Source organism: Pseudomonas sp. C9-3, from assembly GCF_032392015.1.
GTDB lineage: Bacteria > Pseudomonadota > Gammaproteobacteria > Pseudomonadales > Pseudomonadaceae > Pseudomonas > Pseudomonas nitroreducens.
Map to the genome: position 1 here is coordinate 5,193,212 of NZ_CP135919.1, position 22,229 is coordinate 5,215,440.

A 22,229-nucleotide genomic window follows, 5' to 3' on the forward strand; every position below is an offset into this window, starting at 1 on the left:
CCGGGGAGGCTCTCGCCTCCCCGTACTCCATTCATCCAGCCGTGTGGCGCGTGCCCTCACGGTCGGGTGCCGAGCATCGAATGCCGGCAGTCTAGCCCAGCCGATCAGCCGGCCGGGCGGATTTCGTCACTCCCTGTGACCTGGCGCAATGGCATCACGCGCCTCGCTCCTGACATCTATATACCCGCGCAACGCAACTGACAGCGCGGGGCGCTCCGGCGAACATCATCGCCGGATGCTGGCTACTTCAGGGGAAATCGCAGCGATTCAGGTCAGCTCGAAAGCCTTCCACATCTGCATCACCATGCGCCGCTGCGCATGGAAGTGATCGCCGCTCACCACGCCCGGCTGCTTCTGCAGGGACAATCGGTGCGCCGCCGCCCGGTAAGCCTTGTAGGCGTCCTGTAACTTCAGGACATCCTCGCCGGACATCAAGCCGACCCGCTCCAGCGCTTCCAGAATCCGGATATTGTCGGTGAACTCCAGCAGCTCCGGGTGCTGCCACGACCAGGCCAGGGCCGCGTATTGCACCATAAATTCGATATCGACGATACCACCGGCATCCTGCTTGAGATCGAACGGGGCCGCGGCCTCGAAGGCATTCGGTGCGGTACCGGCAGCGGTGCTCTGGGTACCGAGGTTGTCGCGCATCTTGGCGCGCATCTCGCTGACTTCCTTGCGCAACTCGCCCAGATCGCGCCGCTGACCGATGACTTTCGCGCGGATCGCCTCGAACGCCTTGGCCACCCGCTGGCAGCCCGCGAGCACGCGGGCGCGCACCAGCGCCTGGTGCTCCCAGGTCCAGGCCTCGCCCAGTTGATAGGCCTCGAAGGCGCGCAGCGAACTGACCAGCAGCCCGGAAGCGCCACTCGGGCGCAGGCGCATATCCACTTCATAGAGCATGCCCGAAGGCGTCTGCGCGGTGAGGAAGTGGATGATTTTCTGCCCCAGGCGCGTGTAGAACTGCGCGCCGTCGATGGACTTCTCGCCGTCGGTCTCGCTCTGAGGGTCGCCGTCGTGGATGAATACCAGGTCCAGGTCCGAACCGTGGCCCAGCTCCAGGCCACCGGACTTGCCGTAGCCGATGATGATGAAGTCCGGATCGCACGGCGTGCCATCCACGCGAGTGGGCCGGCCATGGCGCTGCACCAGTTGGTCCCAGGTCAGGACGAGTACCTGTTCGAGGATCGCCTCGGCCAGCCAGGTCAGGTAATCGCTCACCTTCATTAAAGGCAGGGTGCCGGCGATCTCCGAGGCCACCACGCGCAGGCCGTGGGCCAGCTTGAAGTGGCGCAGGGTTTCCATCTGCTGCTCAAGGTCGTCTTCGGGGATGCGCATCAGCCGCTCGCGCAGCTCGGCGCCCAGTTCAGCGGCCTGCGGCGGGCGGAACAGGCGCCCTTCGTTCAACAGCTCATCGAGCAGGATCGGGAAGCGAGCGATCTGCTCGGCCACCATCGGGCTGGCCGCGCAGAGGGTCAGCAGGCGCTCCAGTGCACCGGGGTTCTCGGTGAGCAGCACCAGATAGGCGGAGCGCCGCGCCACCGCCTCGATCAACGGCAGCGTGCGCTCCAGCAGCACGTCCGCCGGGCCGCGCTCGGCAATCATGTTCAGCAACCGCGGCATGAAGGCATCCAACCGCTCGCGCCCAAGACGCTGCATGGCACGCACCTGCGTGCCATGGCGCAAGTCGGTCAGGCGTTTCCAGGCCTGCGCGGGCTCGGCGAACCCGGCGTCGGCGAACTGCCGGCAGGCGGACTCCTCGTCCACCGCCTCTTCCCAGAGCGGAATCCATTCGCCACCGATGGTGGTGTCGACCTGGCCGTCTTCGTCCTCGTCCGGATCGGCGATGACCTGGCGGAAATGCCAGTCGATGCGATCGCGCCATTGATTGGTGGCCTGGTGGAACGCCGACCAGTTGGCGAAGCCCATGATGAAGGCGACGCGGATTCGCTCGAGTTCGTCCTCCGGCAGCATCTGCGTCTGCCGATCGGCGATGGCCTGCAGGGCGTGCTCGGCGTAACGCAGGAACTCGTAGCCCTCGCGCAACTCGGCGACCACCTGCGGCGGCAGGTAGCCCTGCCCTTCGAGGATCGCCAGCACGCGCAGCAGCGGCCGCTGCTGCAGGCTCAGGTCACGGCCGCCATGGATCAGCTGGAAGGCCTGGGCGATGAACTCCACCTCGCGGATGCCCCCGGCACCCAGCTTGATGTTCTCGCTCATGCCCTTGCGCCGGACTTCCTGCTGGATCAGCTGCTTCATGGTGCGCAGCGCCTCGATGGCGGAGAAGTCCAGGTAGCGCCGGTAAACGAACGGACGCAGCAGCTCCAGCAGGCGCTGGCCGGCTTCCTGGTCGCCGCCGACCACGCGCGCCTTGATCATCGCGTAGCGTTCCCAGTCGCGGCCCTGGTCCTGGTAGTACTGCTCCAGCGCAGCGAAGCTGTGTACCAGCGGACCGCTGGAGCCGTAGGGGCGCAGGCGCATGTCGACGCGGAAGGCGAAGCCCTCGACGGTGATGGCATCCAGCGATTTGATCAGCTTCTGCCCCAGGCGGGTGAAGAACTCCTGGTTATCCAGCGCCCGCTTGGCGCCCTGGGTTTCGCCGCCCTCGGGGTAGCCGAAGATCAGGTCGATGTCGGAGGACAGGTTCAGCTCGCCCGCACCCAGCTTGCCCATGCCCAGCACGATCATCTTCTGCGGCAGGCCCGAGCGATTGCCGATGGGCACGCCGAACTGCTGGCAGTGGCGCTGGTAGAGCCAGGCCAGGGACTGGTCGATGCAGGCGTCGGCGAGGTCCGACAGATCACGGCAGGTACCCGCCAGGTCGCTGCGACGGCTCAGGTCGCGCCAGATGATGCGCACCTGCTGGCGCCGACGGAAGCGACGCAGGCGGCGACCCAGTTCGTCCTCGTCGGCGCAATCGGCGAGCAGCGCTTCCAGCTGCGCGCCCATTTCGCCGGGCTGCAGGACGCGCTCCAGCTCACCGGTCGCGGCCAGCTCCAATAGAAAGGCAGGATCGCGCTGGACCTGTTCGGCAACGAAATCGCTGCCGGCGGTGACGCGGGAGAAATCGGCGTGCCGCTCGTCGGACCAGCTGTCGAAGCTGGCGATCTGCTCGGGGGAAAACGCGGCGATGGCAGTACGAAAATTCTGTTCAGCCCGCTCGGCGAGGGGCTTGAGAGTAGCCGGCAAAGCGGCCAGGGACGGCAGGCTCATGGTCTATCCTGAGTGGTCGGCGAGGCGCCGGCATTCCTGTCTTTTCGTGCCCCTGTAGTTTTACTACTAACTTTTTCGAGGGGAGGGATGTATCCGCTGGCGATTTGTAGTAAAACTACAACCCGCCGGGCGTACCCCCGGAGCACTTCCAAGAATTCGCCGCGTCGCCCACGAGGTTGGCGCAGCTATCGGCAACGATCTACTGGCTTCCGATTCTGGAAGCCTTTCCGCCCTGGAGCAAGCCATGCAAGACCTCGATCCCGTCGAAACCCAGGAATGGCTGGACGCCCTGGAATCGGTCCTGGACCGTGAAGGTGAAGACCGCGCCCATTACCTGATGACCCGCATGGGCGAGCTGGCCAGCCGGTCCGGCACCCAACTGCCCTACGCCATCACCACGCCGTACCGCAACAGCATCCCGGTCACCCACGAAGCGCGCATGCCCGGCGACCTGTTCATGGAGCGCCGCATCCGCTCCCTGGTGCGCTGGAACGCCCTGGCGATGGTGATGAAGGCCAACAAGAACGACCCGGATCTGGGTGGCCACATCTCCTCCTTCGCCTCCTCGGCGACCCTGTACGACGTTGGCTTCAACTACTTCTTCCAGGCCCCGACCGACGAACACGGCGGCGACCTGGTGTTCTTCCAGGGCCATGCCTCCCCCGGCGTTTACGCCCGCGCCTTCCTCGAAGGCCGCATCAGCGAAGACCAACTGAACAACTTCCGTCAGGAAGTGGACGGCAACGGCCTGTCTTCCTACCCGCACCCCTGGCTGATGCCGGACTTCTGGCAGTTCCCGACCGTGTCCATGGGTCTGGGCCCGATCCAGGCGATCTACCAGGCGCGCTTCATGAAGTACCTGGAAAGCCGCGGCTTCATCCCCGCCGGCAAGCAGAAGGTCTGGTGCTTCATGGGCGACGGCGAGTGCGACGAGCCCGAATCCCTGGGCGCGATCTCCCTGGCCGGCCGCGAGAAGCTGGACAACCTGATCTTCGTCATCAACTGCAACCTGCAGCGCCTCGACGGCCCGGTTCGCGGCAACGGCAAGATCATCCAGGAACTCGAAGGCGTATTCCGTGGCGCCGAGTGGAACGTCAACAAAGTGGTCTGGGGTCGCTTCTGGGACCCGCTGTTCGCCAAGGACACCGCCGGTCTGCTGCAGCAGCGCATGGACGAGGTCATCGACGGCGAGTACCAGAATTACAAGGCCAAAGACGGCGCCTACGTGCGTGAGCACTTCTTCGGTGCGCGTCCGGAGCTGCTGGAGATGGTCAAGGACCTCTCCGACGAGGAAGTCTGGAAACTCAACCGTGGCGGCCACGACCCCTACAAGGTCTATGCGGCCTACCACCAGGCGGTCAACCACAAGGGCCAGCCCACCGTCATCCTGGCCAAGACCATCAAAGGCTACGGCACCGGTTCCGGCGAAGCGAAGAACATCGCGCACAACGTCAAGAAGGTCGACGTCGAGTCCCTGAAGTCGTTCCGAGACAAGTTCGACATCCCGATCAAGGATGCCGATCTGGAAAACCTGCCGTTCTACCGCCCCGAGGAAGGCAGCGCCGAAGCCAAGTACCTGGCTTCCCGCCGTGCCGCGCTGGGCGGCGTGATGCCGGTTCGCCGCGAGAAGAGCTTCCAGGTCCCGGTTCCCCCACTGGAAACCCTCAAAGCCATGCTCGACGGCTCGGGCGACCGCGAAATCTCCACCACCATGGCCTTCGTGCGGATCATCTCGCAGCTGGTCAAGGACAAGGAACTCGGCCCGCGCATCGTCCCGATCGTGCCGGACGAAGCCCGTACCTTCGGTATGGAAGGCATGTTCCGCCAGCTGGGCATCTACTCCTCCGTCGGCCAGCTCTATGAGCCGGTGGATAAGGACCAGGTGATGTTCTACCGCGAGGACAAGAAAGGTCAGATCCTCGAGGAAGGCATCAACGAAGCCGGCGCCATGTCCAGCTGGATCGCCGCGGGTACCTCGTACTCCACGCACAACCAGCCGATGCTGCCGTTCTACATCTTCTACTCGATGTTCGGCTTCCAGCGTATCGGCGACCTGGCCTGGGCCGCTGGCGACAGCCGCGCGCACGGCTTCCTGATCGGCGGCACCGCCGGCCGTACCACCCTGAACGGTGAAGGCCTGCAGCACGAAGACGGTCACAGCCACCTGCTGGCGGCGACCATCCCGAACTGCCGCACCTACGATCCGACCTACGCCTACGAGCTGGCGGTGATCATCCGCGAAGGCTCGCGCCAGATGATCGAAGAGCAGCAGGACATCTTCTATTACATCACCGTGATGAACGAGAACTACGTCCAGCCGGCCATGCCCAAGGGCGCCGAGGAAGGCATCATCAAGGGCATGTACCTGCTCGATGAGGACAAGAAGGACGCCGCGCATCACGTGCAGCTGCTGGGTTCGGGCACCATCCTGCGCGAAGTCGAAGCCGCCGCGAAGATCCTGCGCGAAGACTTCGGCATCGGCGCCGACGTCTGGTCCGTTCCGAGCTTCAACGAACTGCGCCGCGACGGCCTCGCCGTTGAGCGCTGGAACCGTCTGCACCCAGGTCAGAAGCCCAAGCAGAGCTACGTCGAAGAGTGCCTGTCCGGCCGCAAGGGCCCGGTCATCGCCTCCACCGACTACATGAAGCTCTACGCCGAGCAGATCCGCCAGTGGGTTCCGAGCAAGGAATTCAAGGTCCTGGGCACCGACGGCTTCGGCCGCAGCGACAGCCGCCGCAAGCTGCGCGACTTCTTCGAAGTCGACCGCCACTGGGTTGTGCTGGCCGCGCTGGAAGCCCTGGCCGATCGCGGTGATATCGAACCCAAAGTGGTGGCCGAAGCCATCGCCAAGTTCGGCATCAACCCCGAAAAACGCAACCCGCTGGACTGCTGAGGAGAGGCACGATGAGCGAACTGATTCGTGTACCCGACATCGGCAATGGTCAGGGTGAAGTCATCGAACTGCTGGTCAAGGTCGGCGACACCGTCGAGGCCGACCAGAGCTTGCTGACCCTGGAATCCGACAAGGCCAGCATGGAGATTCCCTCGCCGAAAGCTGGCGTGGTGAAGAGCCTGAAGGTCAAGGTGGGCGACACCCTGAAGGAAGGCGACGAGATCCTCGAGCTGGAAGTCGAGGGTGGTTCGGCTACCGCCGAAGCGCCCAAGGCCGAAGCTCCGGCACCGGCCGCCGAGGCACCGAAGGCAGAGGCTCCGGCCGCTGCCCCGGCGCCGGCTGCCGCACCCGCCGCTGGCGCCAGCGTCCAGGACATCCATGTCCCGGACATCGGCTCCGCCGGCAAGGCCAACGTCATCGAAGTCATGGTGAAAGCCGGCGACACGGTCGAAGCCGACCAGTCGCTGATCACCCTGGAGTCGGACAAGGCCAGCATGGAAATCCCCTCGCCGGCTGCCGGCGTGGTGGAGAGCGTGTCGATCAAGATCGGTGACGAAGTCGGCACCGGCGACCTGATCCTCAAGCTGAAGGTCGCGGGCGCTGCTGCCCCGGCTGCTGCTGAACCAGCTCCGGCGGCTGCTCCGGCTCCGGCCGCTGCCGCTCCAGCCGCCGCTCAGGCACCGGCTGCCGCGCCGGCCAAGGCTGCGGAAGCCGCTCCGGTGGGCGCGCCCAGCCGTGACGGCGCCAAGGTCCACGCTGGCCCCGCGGTGCGCATGGTCGCCCGCGAGTTCGGCGTCGAACTGAGCGAAGTCAAAGGCACCGGCCCGAAAGGCCGCATCCTCAAGGAAGACGTGCAGCTGTTCGTCAAGGAACAACTGCAGCGCGCCAAGTCGGCTCCGGCCGGCGCTACCGGTGGCGCGGGCATCCCGCCGATCCCGGAAGTCGACTTCAGCAAGTTCGGCGAAGTGGAAGAAGTGGCGATGACCCGCCTGATGCAGGTCGGCGCCGCCAACCTGCATCGCAGCTGGCTGAACGTGCCGCACGTGACCCAGTTCGACTCGGCCGACATCACCGAGATGGAAGCCTTCCGCGTGGCCCAGAAAGCCGTGGCGGAGAAGGCTGGCGTCAAGCTGACCGTGCTGCCGATCCTGCTGAAGGCCTGTGCCCACCTGCTCAAGGAAATGCCGGACTTCAACAGCTCGCTGGCCCCCAGCGGCAAGGCGCTGATCCGCAAGAAGTACGTGAACATCGGCTTCGCCGTGGACACGCCGGACGGCCTGCTGGTCCCGGTGATCAAGAACGTCGACCAGAAGAGCTTGCTGCAACTGGCCGCCGAGGCCGCCGAACTGGCGGAGAAAGCGCGCACCAAGAAGCTCTCCGCCGACGCCATGCAGGGCGCCTGCTTCACCATCTCCAGCCTCGGCCACATTGGCGGCACCGGCTTCACGCCGATCGTCAACGCGCCGGAAGTGGCGATCCTGGGTGTCAGCAAGGCGACCATGCAGCCGGTGTGGGACGGCAAGGCCTTCCAGCCGCGCCTGATGCTGCCGCTGTCGCTGTCCTACGATCACCGCGTGATCAACGGGGCCGCTGCCGCGCGCTACACCAAGCGCCTGTCCGACCTGCTGGGTGATATCCGCACGTTGCTGTTGTAAGTGCGGCTGCTGTAAGTGTTGTAAGGGGCCGGCCCGCGCCGGCCCTTCCTCTCGACGAGCACGCCACGCTCGTACTCTCCAGCCCTGCCGGATGGCGGGGCTTCTTTTTGCCCGCACGATTCTGACCGGCGGCTCGGCGTCGCGGCCGCACCGCGCTCAACTTCGCTGCGTGACGGCCGATACAGTCTTGGCTTGTCATGGCCCCGTGCCTCATGCAAATCTTGCCAACGCCCATAGAAGTCGGGTGGGGCGAAGTACCCCATCCAGCACCCTGGAAATCTCCCGCGCATGAAGAGTCATCCCGATGCCGCCAGCCGTCAGGCGGCCGAGGTTGTCACGCAGCTTCCCGTCCCTTCGAGGCTCGGGATGCTGCGCTTCGAGCGCCTGAACGAGCCCAGCTGGACCCTGCTGTTCCTCGACCCCGGCTGCGAACGCCAGATCGGCGTCCCGGCCCAGGACCTCTGCGGCATCCTCGACGCCCCCTACGCCAGCCTGATGGAGCCCGAAGCGCGCCATCGCCTGCACGAGCAGGTGCAGCAGCAACTGCTCAAGGACGGCCGTTACCGGGTGCGCTACCTGCTCCATTCGCCGCGCGGCACGCTGAACGTGCTGGAGGTCGGCGAAGCCTTCCAGCAGCACGGCCGCCAGCTGCTCCACGGCTACCTGCTACAGACCGAGGCAGACGAGCACGAAACCGAGCTGGACCCGCGCCTACTGGACCTGGAAGCACAGAACATCCGCCTGAAGATGTCGCTGGAAATGTACCAGCGCTCCCAGGACGAACACCTGCAGCACCTGGTGCGCTCGCGTACCCAGCAGAACCTTATCGTGCGCCTGGCGCGGCACCGCTACCTGTCCAGCGACCCGCTGCTGGAAGCTGCGCAACTGATCGCCCAGGCCGCCTGCGAGGCTTACGACGTCGCCCGCGCCGGCATCTGGCGCCTGCACCCGGACCACCGTCTGGAAGCGGTGACCATCTACCGCCGCGATACCGATCAGTACGAAAAGCCGCAGGACATCGACGCCAGCCACTTCCCCAATTACCTCGACGCGGTTCACAGCGGCCGCGCCATCGACGCCCACAACGCCCAGCAGGACCCGCGCACCCAGGAGCTGGCCATGCGCTACCTGCGCCCGCAGGGCATCAGCGCCATGCTCGACGCCACCATCCGCGTCGGTGGCGAAGTGGTCGGCGTGCTCTGCCTGGAACATGTCGGTGAAGTGCGCATGTGGCAGAGCGACGAAATCGCCTTCGCCGGCGAGCTGGCCGACCAGTACGCCCAGGTCCTGATGAACCACGAGCGGCGCAACGTCTCCAGCGCCCTGCACCTGTTCCAGCGCGCCGTCGAGCAGAGCGCCAGCGCCTTCCTGCTGATCGACCGCGACGGCCTGGTGGAATACGTCAACCCGAGCTTCACCGCGATCACCCAGTACGGCGCCGACGAAGTCCGCGGCCGCCGCCTGCCGGAGCTGCCGGCGCTGGCGAATCTCAGCGAACTGCTGTTCGACGCACGCTCCACCCTGGTCACGCAGAACAGCTGGCAGGGCGAGTTCCGCAGCCGGCGCAAGAACCTCGAGCCCTACTGGGGCCAGCTGTCGCTGTCCAAGGTCTACGACGACAAGGGCGAGCTGACCCACTACATCGGCATCTACGAAGACATCACCCAGAGCAAGCTGGCTCAGCAGCACATCGAGAAGCTCGCCTACCGTGACAACCTCACCGGGCTGGCCAACCGTCACTTCTTCATCAATGCCCTGGAAGAGCGCCTGCAGGTGGGCAGCGAGCACTCGCTGAGCCTGCTGCTGGTGGACATCGACAACTTCAAGCGGATCAACGACAGCCTCGGTCACCAGACCGGCGACAAACTGCTGGCCAACCTCGCCCGGCGCCTGCGCAGCAGCCTGAGCGACAGCGCCACCCTGGCGCGCTTCGCCAGCAATGAGTTCGCCGTGCTGCTGGAAGAATCCGTCGCGGGCCGTGGCGAGAAGATCGCCGCGCAGATCCTCGACGTGCTCGACAAGCCGCTGTTCGTCGACAACCAGCTGATCAGCATCACCGGCTCCGTGGGCATCGCCTACGCGCCGCAGCACGGGCAGGACCCGCAAACACTGATGAAGCATGCGGGCCTCGCGCTGCACAAGGCCAAGGCCAACGGCAAGCACCAGGTGCAGACCTTCACCGAAGCGATGACCGCAGAGGCCAGCTACAAGCTGTTCGTCGAAAGCAACCTGCGCCGTGCACTGGTGCAGGACGAGCTGGCCGTGCACTACCAGCCCAAGCTGTGCCTGCGCAGCGGCGCACTGCTCGGCCTGGAAGCCCTGCTGCGCTGGCAACACCCGGAGAAGGGCATGATCCGCCCGGACCAATTCATCAGCGTCGCCGAGGAAACCGGCCTGATCATCCCCATCGGCAAATGGGTGATCCGCCAGGCCTGTCGCCAGGTCCGCGAGCTGGCCGCCAAGGGCCTGGGCGACCTGCACATGGCGATCAACCTGTCACCCAAGCAGTTCAGCGACCCGGACCTGGTCGGCTCCATCGCCGCGATCCTCCACGAGGAGAGCATCCCGGCCTCGCAGCTGGAACTGGAACTCACCGAAAGCCTGCTGCTGGACGCCACCGACGACACTCGCCAGCAGCTGGAACGCCTGAAGAACCTCGGCCTGACCCTGGCCATGGACGACTTCGGCACAGGTTACTCGTCGCTGAGCTACCTGAAGAAATTTCCCATCGATGTGATCAAGATCGATCGCAGCTTCATCAAGGACATCCCGGACAACCAGGACGACATGGAGATCACCTCCGCGGTGATCGCCATGGCGCACAACCTCAAGCTGCAGGTGGTCGCCGAAGGCGTGGAGACCGCCGCCCAGTTGGCCTTCCTGCGGCGCAACCGCTGCGACATCGGCCAGGGCTACCTGTTCGACAAGCCCATCCCCAGCCACGACCTCTCCTCCAGCCTGCAGCGCTACCCCTGCCGCCCGCATTGAACGACTCTGGCGCGGCGTGCCCGCAGCCATTTGCACGAGCTGTCTCAAACCTCCCGCAAAGCAAAACAAACGCTGTAATCTTCGGCGAGTACCCGAGTCTATTGCCGCCCCTATTCGACAGGAGACGAATGCCATGACCCTGCGCTCGCAAATACTTGCCCACAAACTGGAACTGCCCAGCTCCGCCCAGGCCCTGCCGGGGCGCGAGAGCCCGATGCCGGTGCCCGAAGCGCATTACGTCAATGGCCACCCGCTGACTGCGCCCTTCCCCGCCGGCGTGCAGCAGATCGTTGTCGGCCTGGGCTGCTTCTGGGGAGCCGAGCGGCGCTTCTGGCAGCAGCCGGGCGTCTGGGTTACCGCGGTGGGTTATGCCGGCGGCTTCACGCCGAACCCGACCTACGACGAAGTCTGTTCCGGCCTGACCGGGCACAGCGAAGTGGTGCTGGTGGCCTACGACCCGCGCGAAACCAGCATCGAGGCGCTGCTCAAAGTGTTCTGGGAATCCCACGACCCAACCCAGGGCATGCGCCAGGGCAACGATACCGGCACCCAATACCGCTCGGTGATCTACTGGTTCGACCAGGCGCAGAAGGCCGCCATCGACGCCAGCCGCGCGGCCTTCCAGAAGGAACTGAGCGCCAAGGGCTACGGCGAGATCACCACGGAAATCCGCGAGGTGCCGCCGTTCTACTACGCCGAGGCCTACCACCAGCAGTACCTGGCCAAGAACCCCAACGGCTACTGTGGCCTGGGCGGTACCGGCGTCTGCCTGCCGGCGTAAGCCAGCTGTTACGGATGGGGGATTCCCAGCCCCTGCTCGCAAACTGACCTCGCAGCGGGGTTGTTCGCGAGCAAGCCCGCTCCTACACGGAGCACCCTGCTCGCCCGCAGCGCAGGAGCCGACTCCGTCCGCGATCGGCTCAGCGCCTGCGCCGAATCCTCACGAGCGACCGCACCATGAAAAAGCCCCGGCACTGCCGGGGCTTTTTTTCATTCGGCGATCAGCCAGTCCACCTGGCTGCTGCCTTCACTCTGCGCCAGCGTCTGGGCCAGCCAGGGCAGCAGGCCGCGCAGCTCCTCATCCAGCGGCCACGGCGGATTGGCAATGACCAGCCCGGAGCCATTCAGGCGATCGGCTGTATCGGCCGGATGCACGCACAATTCCACACGGAGCATCTTCGGCGCCGAGCTCTTTTCCAGGCGCTGGTAGAAACGCTTGAGCTGGCGGCGGTCCTTGATCGGGTACCAGATGGCAACCACGGTCTGGCGCATGCGGCCGATGGCTTCGTCCAGTGCGGTTACGCAGCGCTCCAGGTCATCGGGCTGCTCGAAGGGCGGATCGATCAACAGCACCCCGCGCTTCTCGGAAACCGGCAGGAAGGCCCGCGGCAGCAACCAGCCGTCGCCCTGATGCACCGAGATGCGGCGCTCGCCAGCCATGTTGGCCTTGAGCAGGCGGCCGTCTTCCGGGTGCAGCTCGTTGAGCATCACCCGGTCCTGCGGGCGGGTCAGGCGCCGCGCCAGCTCGGGCGAGCCGGGGTAGAACTCCAGCCCGCCATCGGGATTCAGCGCGCGGACTACCTCCAGGTAGTCCTGCAGCAGCTCCGGCAGGTCATCGCGCTCCCACAGGCGACCGATGCCCGACTCCCACTCGCCGGTACGGCTGGCTTCGTTACCCAGCAGGTCGTAGAGGCCGATGCCGGAATGGCTGTCGAGGTAGGCGAAGGGCGTGTCCTTGCGCGCCATCAGCGCGAAGATGCGGGCAAGGACGATGTGTTTCAGCACGTCGGCGTGGTTACCGGCGTGGTAGGCATGGCGGTAGTTCATGGATAGCGGACTCCTCAAGGCGCGCAGTTTAGGTCCTGCGGCGGGTGCGGTGCGAGTCCGCCGTCGCCAGGGGCCTGCCGGGAGCCAAGTGTTTTAGCCCTTTATCACGCTCATGGATGATTCTGTGCGCGCTTCATTCACCAGACTAGACTGCGCCGATTCCCACGGAGGTCGATCCATGTCCGAGACCCTGCTCAGCTCCCGCAACCTCGCTTTCGAACTCTACGAAGTGCTCGATGCCGAGGCCCTGACCCAGCGCGAACGCTTCGCCGACCACAACCGCGAGACCTTCGATGCGGCCCTCTCCACCGCGCGTGGCATCGCCGAAGAGCTGTTCGCCCCGCACAACCGCAAGAACGACGAGAACGAACCGCAGTACGTCGACGGCGGCGCGGTACTGATTCCGGAAGTGAAGCCGGCAGTGGATGCGTTCAACGAAGCCGGTTTCCAGAATGCCTCGCGCAGCTTCGAACAGGGCGGCATGCAGTTGCCGCACCTGCTGTCGCGCGCCTGCTTCGCACACTTCCAGTCGGCCAACATCGCCACCTCGTCCTATCCGATGCTGAGCATGGGCGCCAGCCACCTGATCGAGACCTTCGGCAGCGACGAGCAGAAACGCCTGTTCCTGCAACCGATGATCGACGCGCGCTTCTTCGGCACCATGGCGCTGACCGAGCCCCACGCCGGCTCGTCGCTGGCGGATATCCGCACCCGCGCGGAACCGGCCGCCGACGGCAGCTACCGGATCAAGGGCAACAAGATCTTCATCTCCGGCGGCGACCACCCGCTGTCGGAGAACATCGTGCACATGGTCCTGGCCAAGCTGCCGGACGCCCCGCCCGGCGTGAAAGGTATCAGCCTCTTCATCGTGCCGAAGTTCCTGGTCAACGACGACGGTTCCCTCGGCGCACGCAACGACGTGACCCTGGCAGGCCTGTTCCACAAGATGGGCTGGCGCGGCACTACCTCCACCGCGCTGAACTTCGGCGACAAGGGCGAGTGCGTTGGCTACCTCGTCGGCAAGCCACACCACGGCCTGGCCTATATGTTCCAGATGATGAACGAGGCGCGCATCGGCGTCGGCATGGGCGCGATCATGCTCGGCTACGCCGGCTACCTGTACTCCCTGGAATACGCCCGTGAGCGCCCGCAAGGCCGCCCGGTGGATGCCAAGGACCCGACCTCGGCGCCCGTCTCCATCGTCCAGCACACCGACGTGAAACGCATGCTGTTGACCCAGAAGTCCTACGTCGAGGGCGCCTTCGACCTGGGCCTGTACGCCTCGCGCCTGGTGGACGACTGCGAAACCCTGCCCACCGAGGAAGAGCGCAAGCAGGCCCATGAACTGCTCGACCTGCTCACTCCGATCGTCAAATCCTGGCCCTCGGAGTTCTGCCTGAAGGCCAACGAGCTGGCGATCCAGATCCTCGGCGGCCATGGCTACACCCGCGAATACCCGGTGGAGCAGTACTACCGCGACAACCGCCTGAACCCGATCCACGAAGGCACCCACGGCATCCAGTCGCTGGACCTGCTCGGCCGCAAGCTGGCGCAGAACAACGGCGCCGGCCTGAAACAGCTTACCCGCCTGATCAACCAGTGCTGCGAGCGCGCCAGCGCGCATCCGTCGCTGGACAAGCTGCGCGAGCCGCTGGAACACCTGATGGCGCGCCTGTCGGCCACCACCCTGAGCCTGCTCGGCGACCTGATGCAGGGCCGCGTGGCCCAAGGCCTGGCCAACTCGGCGTTGTACCTGAAGGTCTTCGGCCACGCCGTGATCGGCTGGCGCTGGCTGGAGCAGGCCATCCGCGCCGAAGAAGGAATGGCACGCGGCGACGCCGCCGATGCCGACTTCTATCGCGGCAAGCTGCAAGCTGCGCGCTACTTCCTGACCTGGGAAGTACCGTCCTGCCACCACGAGCTGGCGCTGCTGGAAACCCGCGACGACACCTGTTCCACCATGCAGGACGCCTGGTTCTAAGCGTCTCGTATGTCCCTTACGCCCCGGTCACGTCCGGGGCTTTTTTATGCCTGGATGAAGGCCTCGCCGACGGCTTCAGAAGCGCCCCACACGTTGCCGGAAGGCAGTCCAAAAAATTGAAGGAAGCTTCCCACTATCAGTACTGAACCGACCGACAGCAAGGCCCGAGGCAGATGCGTTTGAATAGCGCCCGCGTACTTTTCGCCCCTCACGATCATGGCCATGCAGACCGTCACCCTTCCGTCACTCCAGCGCTACTACCAGAACTTTCTAGTCCTGCTCGCTATCGCCGTAGCGCTGGGCTGCACGCTCGTCCTGTTCAACACCGGCTCGACCGATGACGGCAAACAGCGTGAAACAGCCCTTTCACCCCGCACCTCGCCGATCTACAGCACGCCCAGCACAGAAGCCTTCGAGCATGCCGACGACTACCTGAAGGAAATCGACAAGGCCATAACCGACGGGCTGGCCGTGCTGCGCGGCGGAGAGAGCGAGTCGATCACCTCGCAGAGCCGCTACTTCAATGCACTGGTCAATGCAGGCTACGCGCAGTTCGGCTCGTCCTATTACGACCCGCTGGGAAGCTGCGGCGTTTCCGGCAGCTCGGCCCGCCACCTCTGGCATACGCAGATTCGCGCCCTGACCACCGACGCCGGGCATAGCATCGCCGGGGAGGTCGCCAATGCGCGCGCCATCCTGCAACGGGACAGGCAATCCCGCCTGGACGCCGTCAGCCTGCCCCTGGAAGAGGCACTGAAATGGGCGCCCAGCGCACTCTCCGGGCTCAATCTGGTGCCCACCTGGCAAGGCAGTGCGGGCTGGCTCGAAAGCACCGCCGAACGGTCCTCAACAAACCTTTGACAGCCTTGTAAATCCGCAGGTTAGAATCAATTGGCATGCGGCCTGCATCCTGATCCTTGAGTAGCGTCGCCACTCCCCCATTCCCCAGGAGGTCGACACCTTGGATGCCGTGGCCATCAACAGCTATTTCCTGATCGCTGCTGTGCTGATCGGCATGAGCATCCTGGTCAGCTCGCTGTCTTCACGGCTGGGCATCCCGATCCTGGTGATCTTCCTGGCCGTGGGCATGATCGCGGGCACTGATGGTCCCGGCGGCATCGGCTTCTCCAACTATCCCATGGCCTACCTGGTGGGCAACCTCGCACTGGCGGTCATCCTGCTGGACGGTGGCTTGCGCACGCGGGTGTCGAGCTTCCGCGTGGCGCTCTGGCCGGCGTTGTCGCTGGCCACCGCAGGCGTACTGATCACCGCCGGGCTGACCGGCGTTGCCGCCGCCTGGCTGTTCAAGCTGAGCTGGATGGAGGGCCTGCTGATCGGCGCTATCGTCGGCTCCACCGACGCCGCGGCAGTGTTCTCGCTGCTGGGCGGCAAGGGCCTGAACGAACGGGTCACCGCGAGCCTGGAGATCGAGTCGGGCAGCAACGACCCGATGGCAGTGTTCCTCACCGTCACCCTGATCGACATGCTCGTCCACGGCGAAAGCGGCCTGTCCTGGAGCTTCCTCTGGCACTTCCTGCGCGAGTTCGGCATCGGCTCGGTGCTCGGCCTGGGTGGCGGCTGGCTGCTGCTGCAGGTAATCAACCGCATCCACCTGGCCAACGGCTTGTACCCGCTGCTGGCCATCAGCGGCGGCCTGCTGATCTTCGCCGTGGCCAACGCGGTGCACGGCAGCGGCATCCTGGCCATCTACCTGTGCGGCCTGGTACTGGGCAACCAGCCGATCCGCTCGCGCCACGGCATCATGCACATGCTCGACGGCATGGCCTGGCTGGCGCAGATCGGCATGTTCCTGGTCCTCGGCCTGCTGGTCACGCCCCACGACCTCTGGCCCATCGCCCTGCCCGCCCTCGGCCTGGCGCTGTGGATGATCCTCTTCGCCCGCCCGCTGTCGGTGCTGGTGGGCCTTGCGCCATTCCGCGCCTTCCACGGCCGCGAGAAGGCCTTCATTGCCTGGGTTGGCCTGCGCGGCGCGGTACCGATCATTCTCGCAGTGTTCCCGCTGATGGCCGGCCTACCCAACGCCCAGCTGTTCTTCAACGTCGCCTTCTTCATCGTGCTGGTCTCGTTGCTGGTACAGGGCACCAGCCTGCCCTGGGCCGCCAAACTGCTGCGCGTGGTAGTGCCGCCGGACCCGGCGCCGATCTCCCGCGCCGGCCTGGAAGTCCACCCGACCAGCGAGTGGGAGCTGTTCGTCTATCACCTGAGCAAGGAAAAGTGGTGCATCGGCGCCGCCCTGCGCGAACTGAAAATGCCCGAAGGCACCCGTATCGCCGCACTGTTCCGCGGCACCCAGTTGCTGCACCCGTCCGGCAGTACCATCCTCGAAGCCGACGACATCCTCTGCGTGATCGGCCACGAGCATGACCTCTCGCCGCTGGGCAAGCTGTTCAGCCAAGCGCCGGACCGCGGCCTGAGCGCCCGCTTCTTCGGCGACTTCGTCCTGGAGGGCGACGCCCAGCTCTCCGCCGTGGCCTCGCTCTATGGCCTGAAGCTGGAGGGTGTGGACGGCGAGCAGAACCTGGGCCGCTTCATCGCCCACGAGATTGGCGGCCAGGCGATCATCGGCGACCAGGTGGAATGGAACGGCCTGACCTGGACCGTTGCCGCCCTGGACGGGAACAAGATTCGCAAGGTCGGGGTCAAATTCCCGGAAGGCCGTCCCGGCCCCGGTCTGTTCCTCTGACCGCCCACCGGTACCCGCTTGCGGGTGCCGGCCCGCCAGCACTACCCTCTGCCCACTTTCCGCACGAGCCGCCACCCGCGACCATGTCATTCCTGCTGCGTACCCTTCTGACCACCGTCCTGCTGGGCGGCTCATTCATCGGCCTGCCCGCGCTGGCCGCCGATACGACTCCGCCAAGCGCCGAGAAGGTGCAACAGAGCCTCGACAGCCTGGCGGACCGAAAGCTGGCCGACGCCGAAGCCAAGCCGATCAAGGCGAGCCTGGAAAACACGCTGAAGCTGCTGGCGGCCAAGGCCGACAGCGAAAAGCAGCTGATCGAGCTCAGGGGGCGGCTGGCCGATGCGCCCAAGCTGATCAACGAGAACCAGAAGGCGCTCGGCCGCCTCAAGGCCAGCAGTGAAAAGCCCGCCAGCCAGCGCTACAAGGATTCCAGCGCCACCCAGCTGGAGATGCTGCTCAACGAGCAATCCACCCAGCTCGCCGCCTGGCAGAAGGACATGGTCGACGCCAAGAGCGAGATACTCACCGCGCAGACCCGCCCCGAACGGGCTCAGGCCGACCTGAGCAAGAACCAGACCCGCCTGCTGGAAATCGCCGGGCTGATCAAGGCTGGCAAGGAAGGCGCCAAGCCGATCACCGAAGAGCGCCGCAACGAGCTGCTCGCCGAACAGGCGATGCTCACGTCGCAGAACCTGCTGCTGCGCCAACAACTGGCCGGCAACAACCTGCTGCTCGACCTCGCCTCCAGCCAGCGCGACCTGCTGGCCGAGCGCATCGGCCGCGAGGAACGCGAAACCCTCGAGCTGCAGACGATGATCAGCGACAAGCGCCGCGAGCAGTCGGAGAAGACCGTCGCCGAGCTGTCCAAGGACAGCCAGGCCGCCGGCACCGACAGCCTGCTGAGCCAGCAGAGCGCCGCCAACCTCAAGCTCTCCGACTACCTGCTGCGCACCACCGACCGCCTCAACACGCTCACGCGGCGCAACCTGGAAGCCAAGCAGCAACTGGACAACCTGACCCAGGGCGAGCAGGCCCTGGACGAACAGATCAACGTGCTGCGCGGCAGCCTGCTGCTGGCCAAGATTCTCTACCAGCAGAAGCAGTCGCTGCCGGTCATCCGGACCGACCAGGACCTCGCCGACGAAATCGCCGACCTGCGCCTGTACCAGTTCGAGCTGAACCAGAAGCGCGACGAGATCAATAACACCCAGGTCTACCTCGACAACCTGCTGGCCCAGCAGCCGCAGGAGAGCATCACCCCGCAGCTGCGTCACGACCTCGGCGAGCTGGTGGACACCCGGCTGGAACTGATGGAGCGCCTCAATCACGAGCTCAACGCGCTGCTCAACGAAGCCATCACCCTGCAGTTGAACCAGAAGCAGCTCAAGGAAACCAGCGACAGCCTGCGCGCCACCCTCGACGAGCAGATGTTCTGGATTCCCAGCAACCGCCCGCTGGACCTGTCGTGGTTCAAGATGACCCCGACCCTGCTGCACCACCAACTCGCCGAAGTGCCCTGGGGATCGGGCGTGCAGGAACTGTTCGAGGGCCTGATCGACCGGCCGTTCCTGTTCCTGCCGCTGCTCCTGCTGGTCGCGGGGTTGCTGTGGAAGCGCAAGTTCCTCTACGACAAGCTGGAATCGCTGAACGACGACATCGGCCACTTCAAGCGCGACAGCCAGGCCCACACCCCCCTGGCCCTGCTGCTCGCCGTGCTGCTGGCATTGCCCGGCACCCTGGCGCTGGGGATCGCCGGCCTCGCCCTGCTGCTCGACGCCCGCGGCCAGAACGCCACCCTCGGCAGCGCGCTGCTGGAGATGGCGCAGGTCTGGCTGGTGTTCTACACCGCGCACCGCATCCTGCGTCCGGGCGGCATCGCCGAGCGGCACTTCCATTGGAGCCAGTCGCAGGTGCAGTTCCTCGGCAAGCTGATGCGCCGACTGGGCCTGGTGGTGATGTCGCTGGTCGCGGTGGTCACCGTCGCCGAGCATTCCCCGGCATCCCTCGCCGATGACGTGATCGGCATCGCCGTGGTGCTCTTCGGCTACGGCGCCATGACCTGGCTGCTCGCCCAACTGCTGTTCAACAGCCCGTCCAGCGAGCGTCCGTCGATGATCAAGATGGTCGTCGGCCTGGGCTTCACCGCCCTGCCGGTGGCGCTGTTCCTCGCCGTGGGCTTCGGCTACTACTACACCGCGCTCAAGCTCACCGACCGGCTGATCGACACCCTGTTCCTGCTGATGTTCTGGATGGTCGTGGAAGCCACCTTCATCCGCGGCATGGGCGTCGCCGCCCGTCGCCTGGCCTACCAGCGCGCCCTGTCGAAACGGCAGAACGCGCCCAAGGAAGGCATCGAGGGCACCGAGGTGGTGGAAGAACCGACCCTGGGCATCGAGCAGATCAACGAGCAGTCCATGCGCCTGATCCGCCTGGGCCTGCTGATCGGCTTCGTGGTCACCCTGTACTGGGTCTGGGCCGACCTGATCAGCGTGGTCTCCTACCTCGACAACGTGACCCTCTACCAATACACCAGCGGCACGGGCGACGCGGCCTCCACCACGCCGATCAGCCTCAGCGACTTCCTCATGGCCATGGTCATCGCGGCTGTCACCGTGGCCCTGGCGCGCAACCTGCCCGGCCTGCTGGAAGTGCTGGTACTGCAACGCCTGACCCTGGCCCAGGGCAGCGCCTACGCCATCACCACCCTGCTGTCCTACACCATCAGCGGCATCGGCTTCGTCAGCGCGCTGTCCACCCTCGGGGTGAGCTGGGACAAGCTGCAATGGCTGGTCGCCGCGCTGTCGGTGGGCCTGGGCTTCGGCCTGCAAGCAATCTTCTCCAACTTCGTCTCCGGCCTGATCATCCTCTTCGAGCGCCCGGTGCGGATCGGCGACGTGGTGACCATCGGCACGCTGTCCGGCACCGTCAGCCGGATTCGTATCCGTGCCACCACCATCACCGACTTCGACCGCAAGGAAATCATCGTTCCCAACCAGACCTTCATCACCGGGCAACTGGTGAACTGGTCGCTGAGCGATACCGTGACGCGGGTGACCATCAAGATCGGCCTGGCCTACGAGAGCGACCTGCCGCTGGCGCGCAAGATCATGCTCGACGCCGCCCACGCCAACACCCGCATCCTGCGGGACCCGGAGCCGGTGCTGTATTTCACCACCATCAGCGCCAGCACCTTCGACTACGAGCTGCGCTTCCACGTGCGCGAGCTGGGCGACCGCAACCCGGCGGTGGACGAGACCCTCACGCGCATCGCCCTGGCCTTCCGCGAGGCCGGTATCGACATGGCCTTCAACCAGGTCGACGTGTTCCTGAAGAACTTCCAGGGGCAGGAAGCCCAGGTCATCGTCGGTCAGCAGCAACCCGCCGCCACGCCCGTGAAGATCAACCAGGACAAGCCCGCCGGCGACAAGGCCTGAGGCTGGACGCCTCCGGACATATCCGAGCACAATACTCGGACATGTCCGGAGTTAGCCTGTGAAAAAGCTCGACGAACTCGCCTTCGATAACCGCTTCGCCCGCCTGGGCGACGTGTTTTCCACCGAAGTCCTGCCCGATCCCATCGCCGCCCCGCGCCTGGTCGTCGCCAGCCGCTCGGCCATGGCCCTGCTCGATCTAGACCCGAGCGAGGCGGATACCCCGGTGTTCGCGGAGATCTTCGCCGGCCACAAGCTCTGGGAAGAAGCCGAGCCGCGCGCGATGGTCTATTCCGGGCACCAGTTCGGCTCCTACAACCCACGCCTGGGCGACGGCCGCGGCCTGCTGCTGGGCGAAGTGGTGAACGAGGCCGGCGAACACTGGGACCTGCACCTCAAGGGCGCTGGGCAAACGCCTTACTCGCGCATGGGCGACGGCCGCGCGGTGCTGCGCTCATCGATCCGCGAGTTCCTCGCCAGCGAATACCTCCACGCCCTCGGCATCCCCAGCAGCCGCGCGCTGTGCGTCACCGGCTCCAGTACCACAGTGTGGCGCGAGACTCGGGAAACCGGCGCCATGCTGCTGCGCATGGCGCCCAGCCACGTGCGCTTCGGCCACTTCGAGTACTTCTACTACACCCAGCAGGAAGAGCAGTTGAAGACGCTCGTCGAGTTCGTCCTGCGCGAGTATTTCCCCGACTGCCTGAACGACGAGAAGCCCTACCTGGCATTCTTCCGCGAAGTGGTCGAGCGCAACGCGCAAATGATCGCCTGCTGGCAGGCCTACGGTTTCTGCCACGGCGTGATGAACACCGACAACATGTCGATCCTCGGAATCACCTTCGACTACGGCCCCTACGCCTTCCTCGACGACTTCGACGCCAACCACATCTGCAACCACTCCGACGACACCGGCCGCTACTCCTTCAGCAACCAGGTGCCCATTGCCCACTGGAACCTCGCCGCGCTGGGCCAGACGCTGGTGCATTTCGTCGAAGTCGATGACCTGCGCGCCACGCTGGACCTGTTCCTGCCGCTGTACCAGGCGCATTACCTGGACCTGATGCGCCGGCGCCTGGGCTTCACTACTGCCGAGGATGGCGACCTGGAGCTGGTACAGCGCCTGCTGCAGAGCATGCAGAAAGGCGCAGTGGACTACTCGCTGTTCTTCCGCCGCCTCGGCGAGCAGGCGCCGGAGCAGGCGCTGGCCGTGGTGCGTGACGACTTCGTCGACCTCGCCGGCTTCGACGCCTGGGCCGCCGACTATCAAGCACGCGCCGAACGCGAAGGCGGCAGCCAGGACCAGCGCCGCGCGCGCATGCACGCCGTCAACCCGCTCTACGTGCTGCGCAACTACCTGGCCCAGGAGGCCATCACCGCCGCCGAGCAGGGTGACAACAGCGTGGTGCGGCGCCTGCATGACGTGCTCAGCAAGCCCTTCGAAGAGCAGCCGGATGCCGAGCACTTCACCCGCCGCCCGCCGGATTGGGGCCGGCACCTGGAGATCAGTTGCTCCTCCTGAGCCGGTTATAAGCTC

General features: G+C 65.5%; 12 protein-coding genes. 9 read left to right on the forward strand and 3 right to left on the reverse strand.

Going from position 1 to position 22,229, the window contains the following annotated elements; translation table 11 throughout:
- Window positions 1-267: 267 nt before the first annotated feature.
- Entirely contained in the window at window positions 268-3,213 is a 2,946-nt protein-coding gene (glnE, locus tag RS899_RS23870) for a bifunctional [glutamate--ammonia ligase]-adenylyl-L-tyrosine phosphorylase/[glutamate--ammonia-ligase] adenylyltransferase (RefSeq protein WP_315808221.1), read from the reverse strand.
- Between the two features lie 244 nt (window positions 3,214-3,457).
- Between glnE and aceE the strand changes: the two genes are divergently transcribed.
- The 4 genes from aceE to msrA all read left to right on the forward strand — a co-directional run bounded on the left by aceE (window position 3,458) and on the right by msrA (window position 11,530).
- Window positions 3,458-6,106, forward strand: a complete 2,649-nt coding sequence (gene aceE / locus RS899_RS23875; protein WP_045216080.1) for a pyruvate dehydrogenase (acetyl-transferring), homodimeric type — start codon at window positions 3,458-3,460, stop codon at window positions 6,104-6,106.
- Window positions 6,107-6,117: 11 nt separating this feature from the next.
- Window positions 6,118-7,761, forward strand: coding sequence for a dihydrolipoyllysine-residue acetyltransferase (gene aceF, locus RS899_RS23880; protein ID WP_315808222.1), 1,644 nt, complete (start codon window positions 6,118-6,120; stop codon window positions 7,759-7,761).
- 288 nt (window positions 7,762-8,049) lie between these two features.
- Window positions 8,050-10,749 carry a putative bifunctional diguanylate cyclase/phosphodiesterase gene (locus tag RS899_RS23885; protein WP_064979542.1) on the forward strand — a complete coding sequence of 900 codons (2,700 nt, stop codon included), beginning with the start codon at window positions 8,050-8,052 and terminating at the stop codon, window positions 10,747-10,749.
- A gap of 133 nt (window positions 10,750-10,882) precedes the next feature.
- Window positions 10,883-11,530, forward strand: a complete 648-nt coding sequence (gene msrA / locus RS899_RS23890) for a peptide-methionine (S)-S-oxide reductase MsrA (protein WP_024764124.1) — start codon at window positions 10,883-10,885, stop codon at window positions 11,528-11,530.
- A gap of 209 nt (window positions 11,531-11,739) precedes the next feature.
- On the opposite strand, the gene RS899_RS23895 is transcribed toward msrA, so the two are convergent.
- A complete protein-coding gene (locus tag RS899_RS23895; protein WP_064979541.1) occupies window positions 11,740-12,576 on the reverse strand; it encodes a 23S rRNA (adenine(2030)-N(6))-methyltransferase RlmJ in 837 nt (278 codons plus the stop codon).
- 178 nt (window positions 12,577-12,754) lie between these two features.
- On the opposite strand from RS899_RS23895, the gene RS899_RS23900 reads away from it, so the two are divergent.
- Entirely contained in the window at window positions 12,755-14,557 is a 1,803-nt protein-coding gene (locus RS899_RS23900; protein ID WP_315808223.1) for an acyl-CoA dehydrogenase, read from the forward strand.
- Window positions 14,558-14,601: 44 nt separating this feature from the next.
- Here the strand turns inward: RS899_RS23900 and RS899_RS23905 are convergent, their stop codons facing one another.
- Window positions 14,602-14,781 (reverse strand): hypothetical protein, encoded by a 180-nt coding sequence (locus RS899_RS23905; protein ID WP_054910000.1) that lies wholly within the window; start codon window positions 14,779-14,781, stop codon window positions 14,602-14,604.
- Here RS899_RS23905 and RS899_RS23910 point away from each other — a divergent pair.
- The 4 genes from RS899_RS23910 to selO all read left to right on the forward strand — a co-directional run bounded on the left by RS899_RS23910 (window position 14,780) and on the right by selO (window position 22,214).
- Complete coding sequence (locus RS899_RS23910) at window positions 14,780-15,418, forward strand: hypothetical protein (RefSeq protein ID WP_315808224.1); 639 nt, start codon at window positions 14,780-14,782, stop codon at window positions 15,416-15,418. The two genes, RS899_RS23905 and RS899_RS23910, sit on opposite strands and share 2 nt — an antisense overlap.
- A 100-nt stretch (window positions 15,419-15,518) precedes the next feature.
- Entirely contained in the window at window positions 15,519-17,261 is a 1,743-nt protein-coding gene (locus tag RS899_RS23915) for a potassium/proton antiporter (protein ID WP_054910002.1), read from the forward strand.
- 83 nt (window positions 17,262-17,344) lie between these two features.
- Window positions 17,345-20,695 carry a mechanosensitive channel MscK gene (mscK, locus tag RS899_RS23920; protein WP_315808225.1) on the forward strand — a complete coding sequence of 1,117 codons (3,351 nt, stop codon included), beginning with the start codon at window positions 17,345-17,347 and terminating at the stop codon, window positions 20,693-20,695.
- Between the two features lie 58 nt (window positions 20,696-20,753).
- On the forward strand, window positions 20,754-22,214 hold the full coding sequence (gene selO, locus RS899_RS23925) for a protein adenylyltransferase SelO (RefSeq protein WP_315808226.1): 1,461 nt from the start codon (window positions 20,754-20,756) through the stop codon (window positions 22,212-22,214).
- The last annotated feature ends 15 nt before the right edge of the window (window positions 22,215-22,229 follow it).

Excerpts from the sequence above, each read along its gene's own strand:
- glnE (WP_315808221.1), bottom strand. The coding sequence starts at position 3,213 with ATGAGCCTGCCGTCCCTGGCCGCTTTGCCGGCTACTCTCAAGCCCCTC.
- aceE (WP_045216080.1), top strand. The coding sequence starts at position 3,458 with ATGCAAGACCTCGATCCCGTCGAAACCCAGGAATGGCTGGACGCCCTG.
- aceF (WP_315808222.1), top strand. The coding sequence starts at position 6,118 with ATGAGCGAACTGATTCGTGTACCCGACATCGGCAATGGTCAGGGTGAA.
- RS899_RS23885 (WP_064979542.1), top strand. The coding sequence starts at position 8,050 with ATGAAGAGTCATCCCGATGCCGCCAGCCGTCAGGCGGCCGAGGTTGTC.
- msrA (WP_024764124.1), top strand. The coding sequence starts at position 10,883 with ATGACCCTGCGCTCGCAAATACTTGCCCACAAACTGGAACTGCCCAGC.
- RS899_RS23895 (WP_064979541.1), bottom strand. The coding sequence starts at position 12,576 with ATGAACTACCGCCATGCCTACCACGCCGGTAACCACGCCGACGTGCTG.
- RS899_RS23900 (WP_315808223.1), top strand. The coding sequence starts at position 12,755 with ATGTCCGAGACCCTGCTCAGCTCCCGCAACCTCGCTTTCGAACTCTAC.
- RS899_RS23910 (WP_315808224.1), top strand. The coding sequence starts at position 14,780 with ATGCAGACCGTCACCCTTCCGTCACTCCAGCGCTACTACCAGAACTTT.
- RS899_RS23905 (WP_054910000.1), bottom strand. The coding sequence starts at position 14,781 with ATGGCCATGATCGTGAGGGGCGAAAAGTACGCGGGCGCTATTCAAACG.
- mscK (WP_315808225.1), top strand. The coding sequence starts at position 17,345 with ATGTCATTCCTGCTGCGTACCCTTCTGACCACCGTCCTGCTGGGCGGC.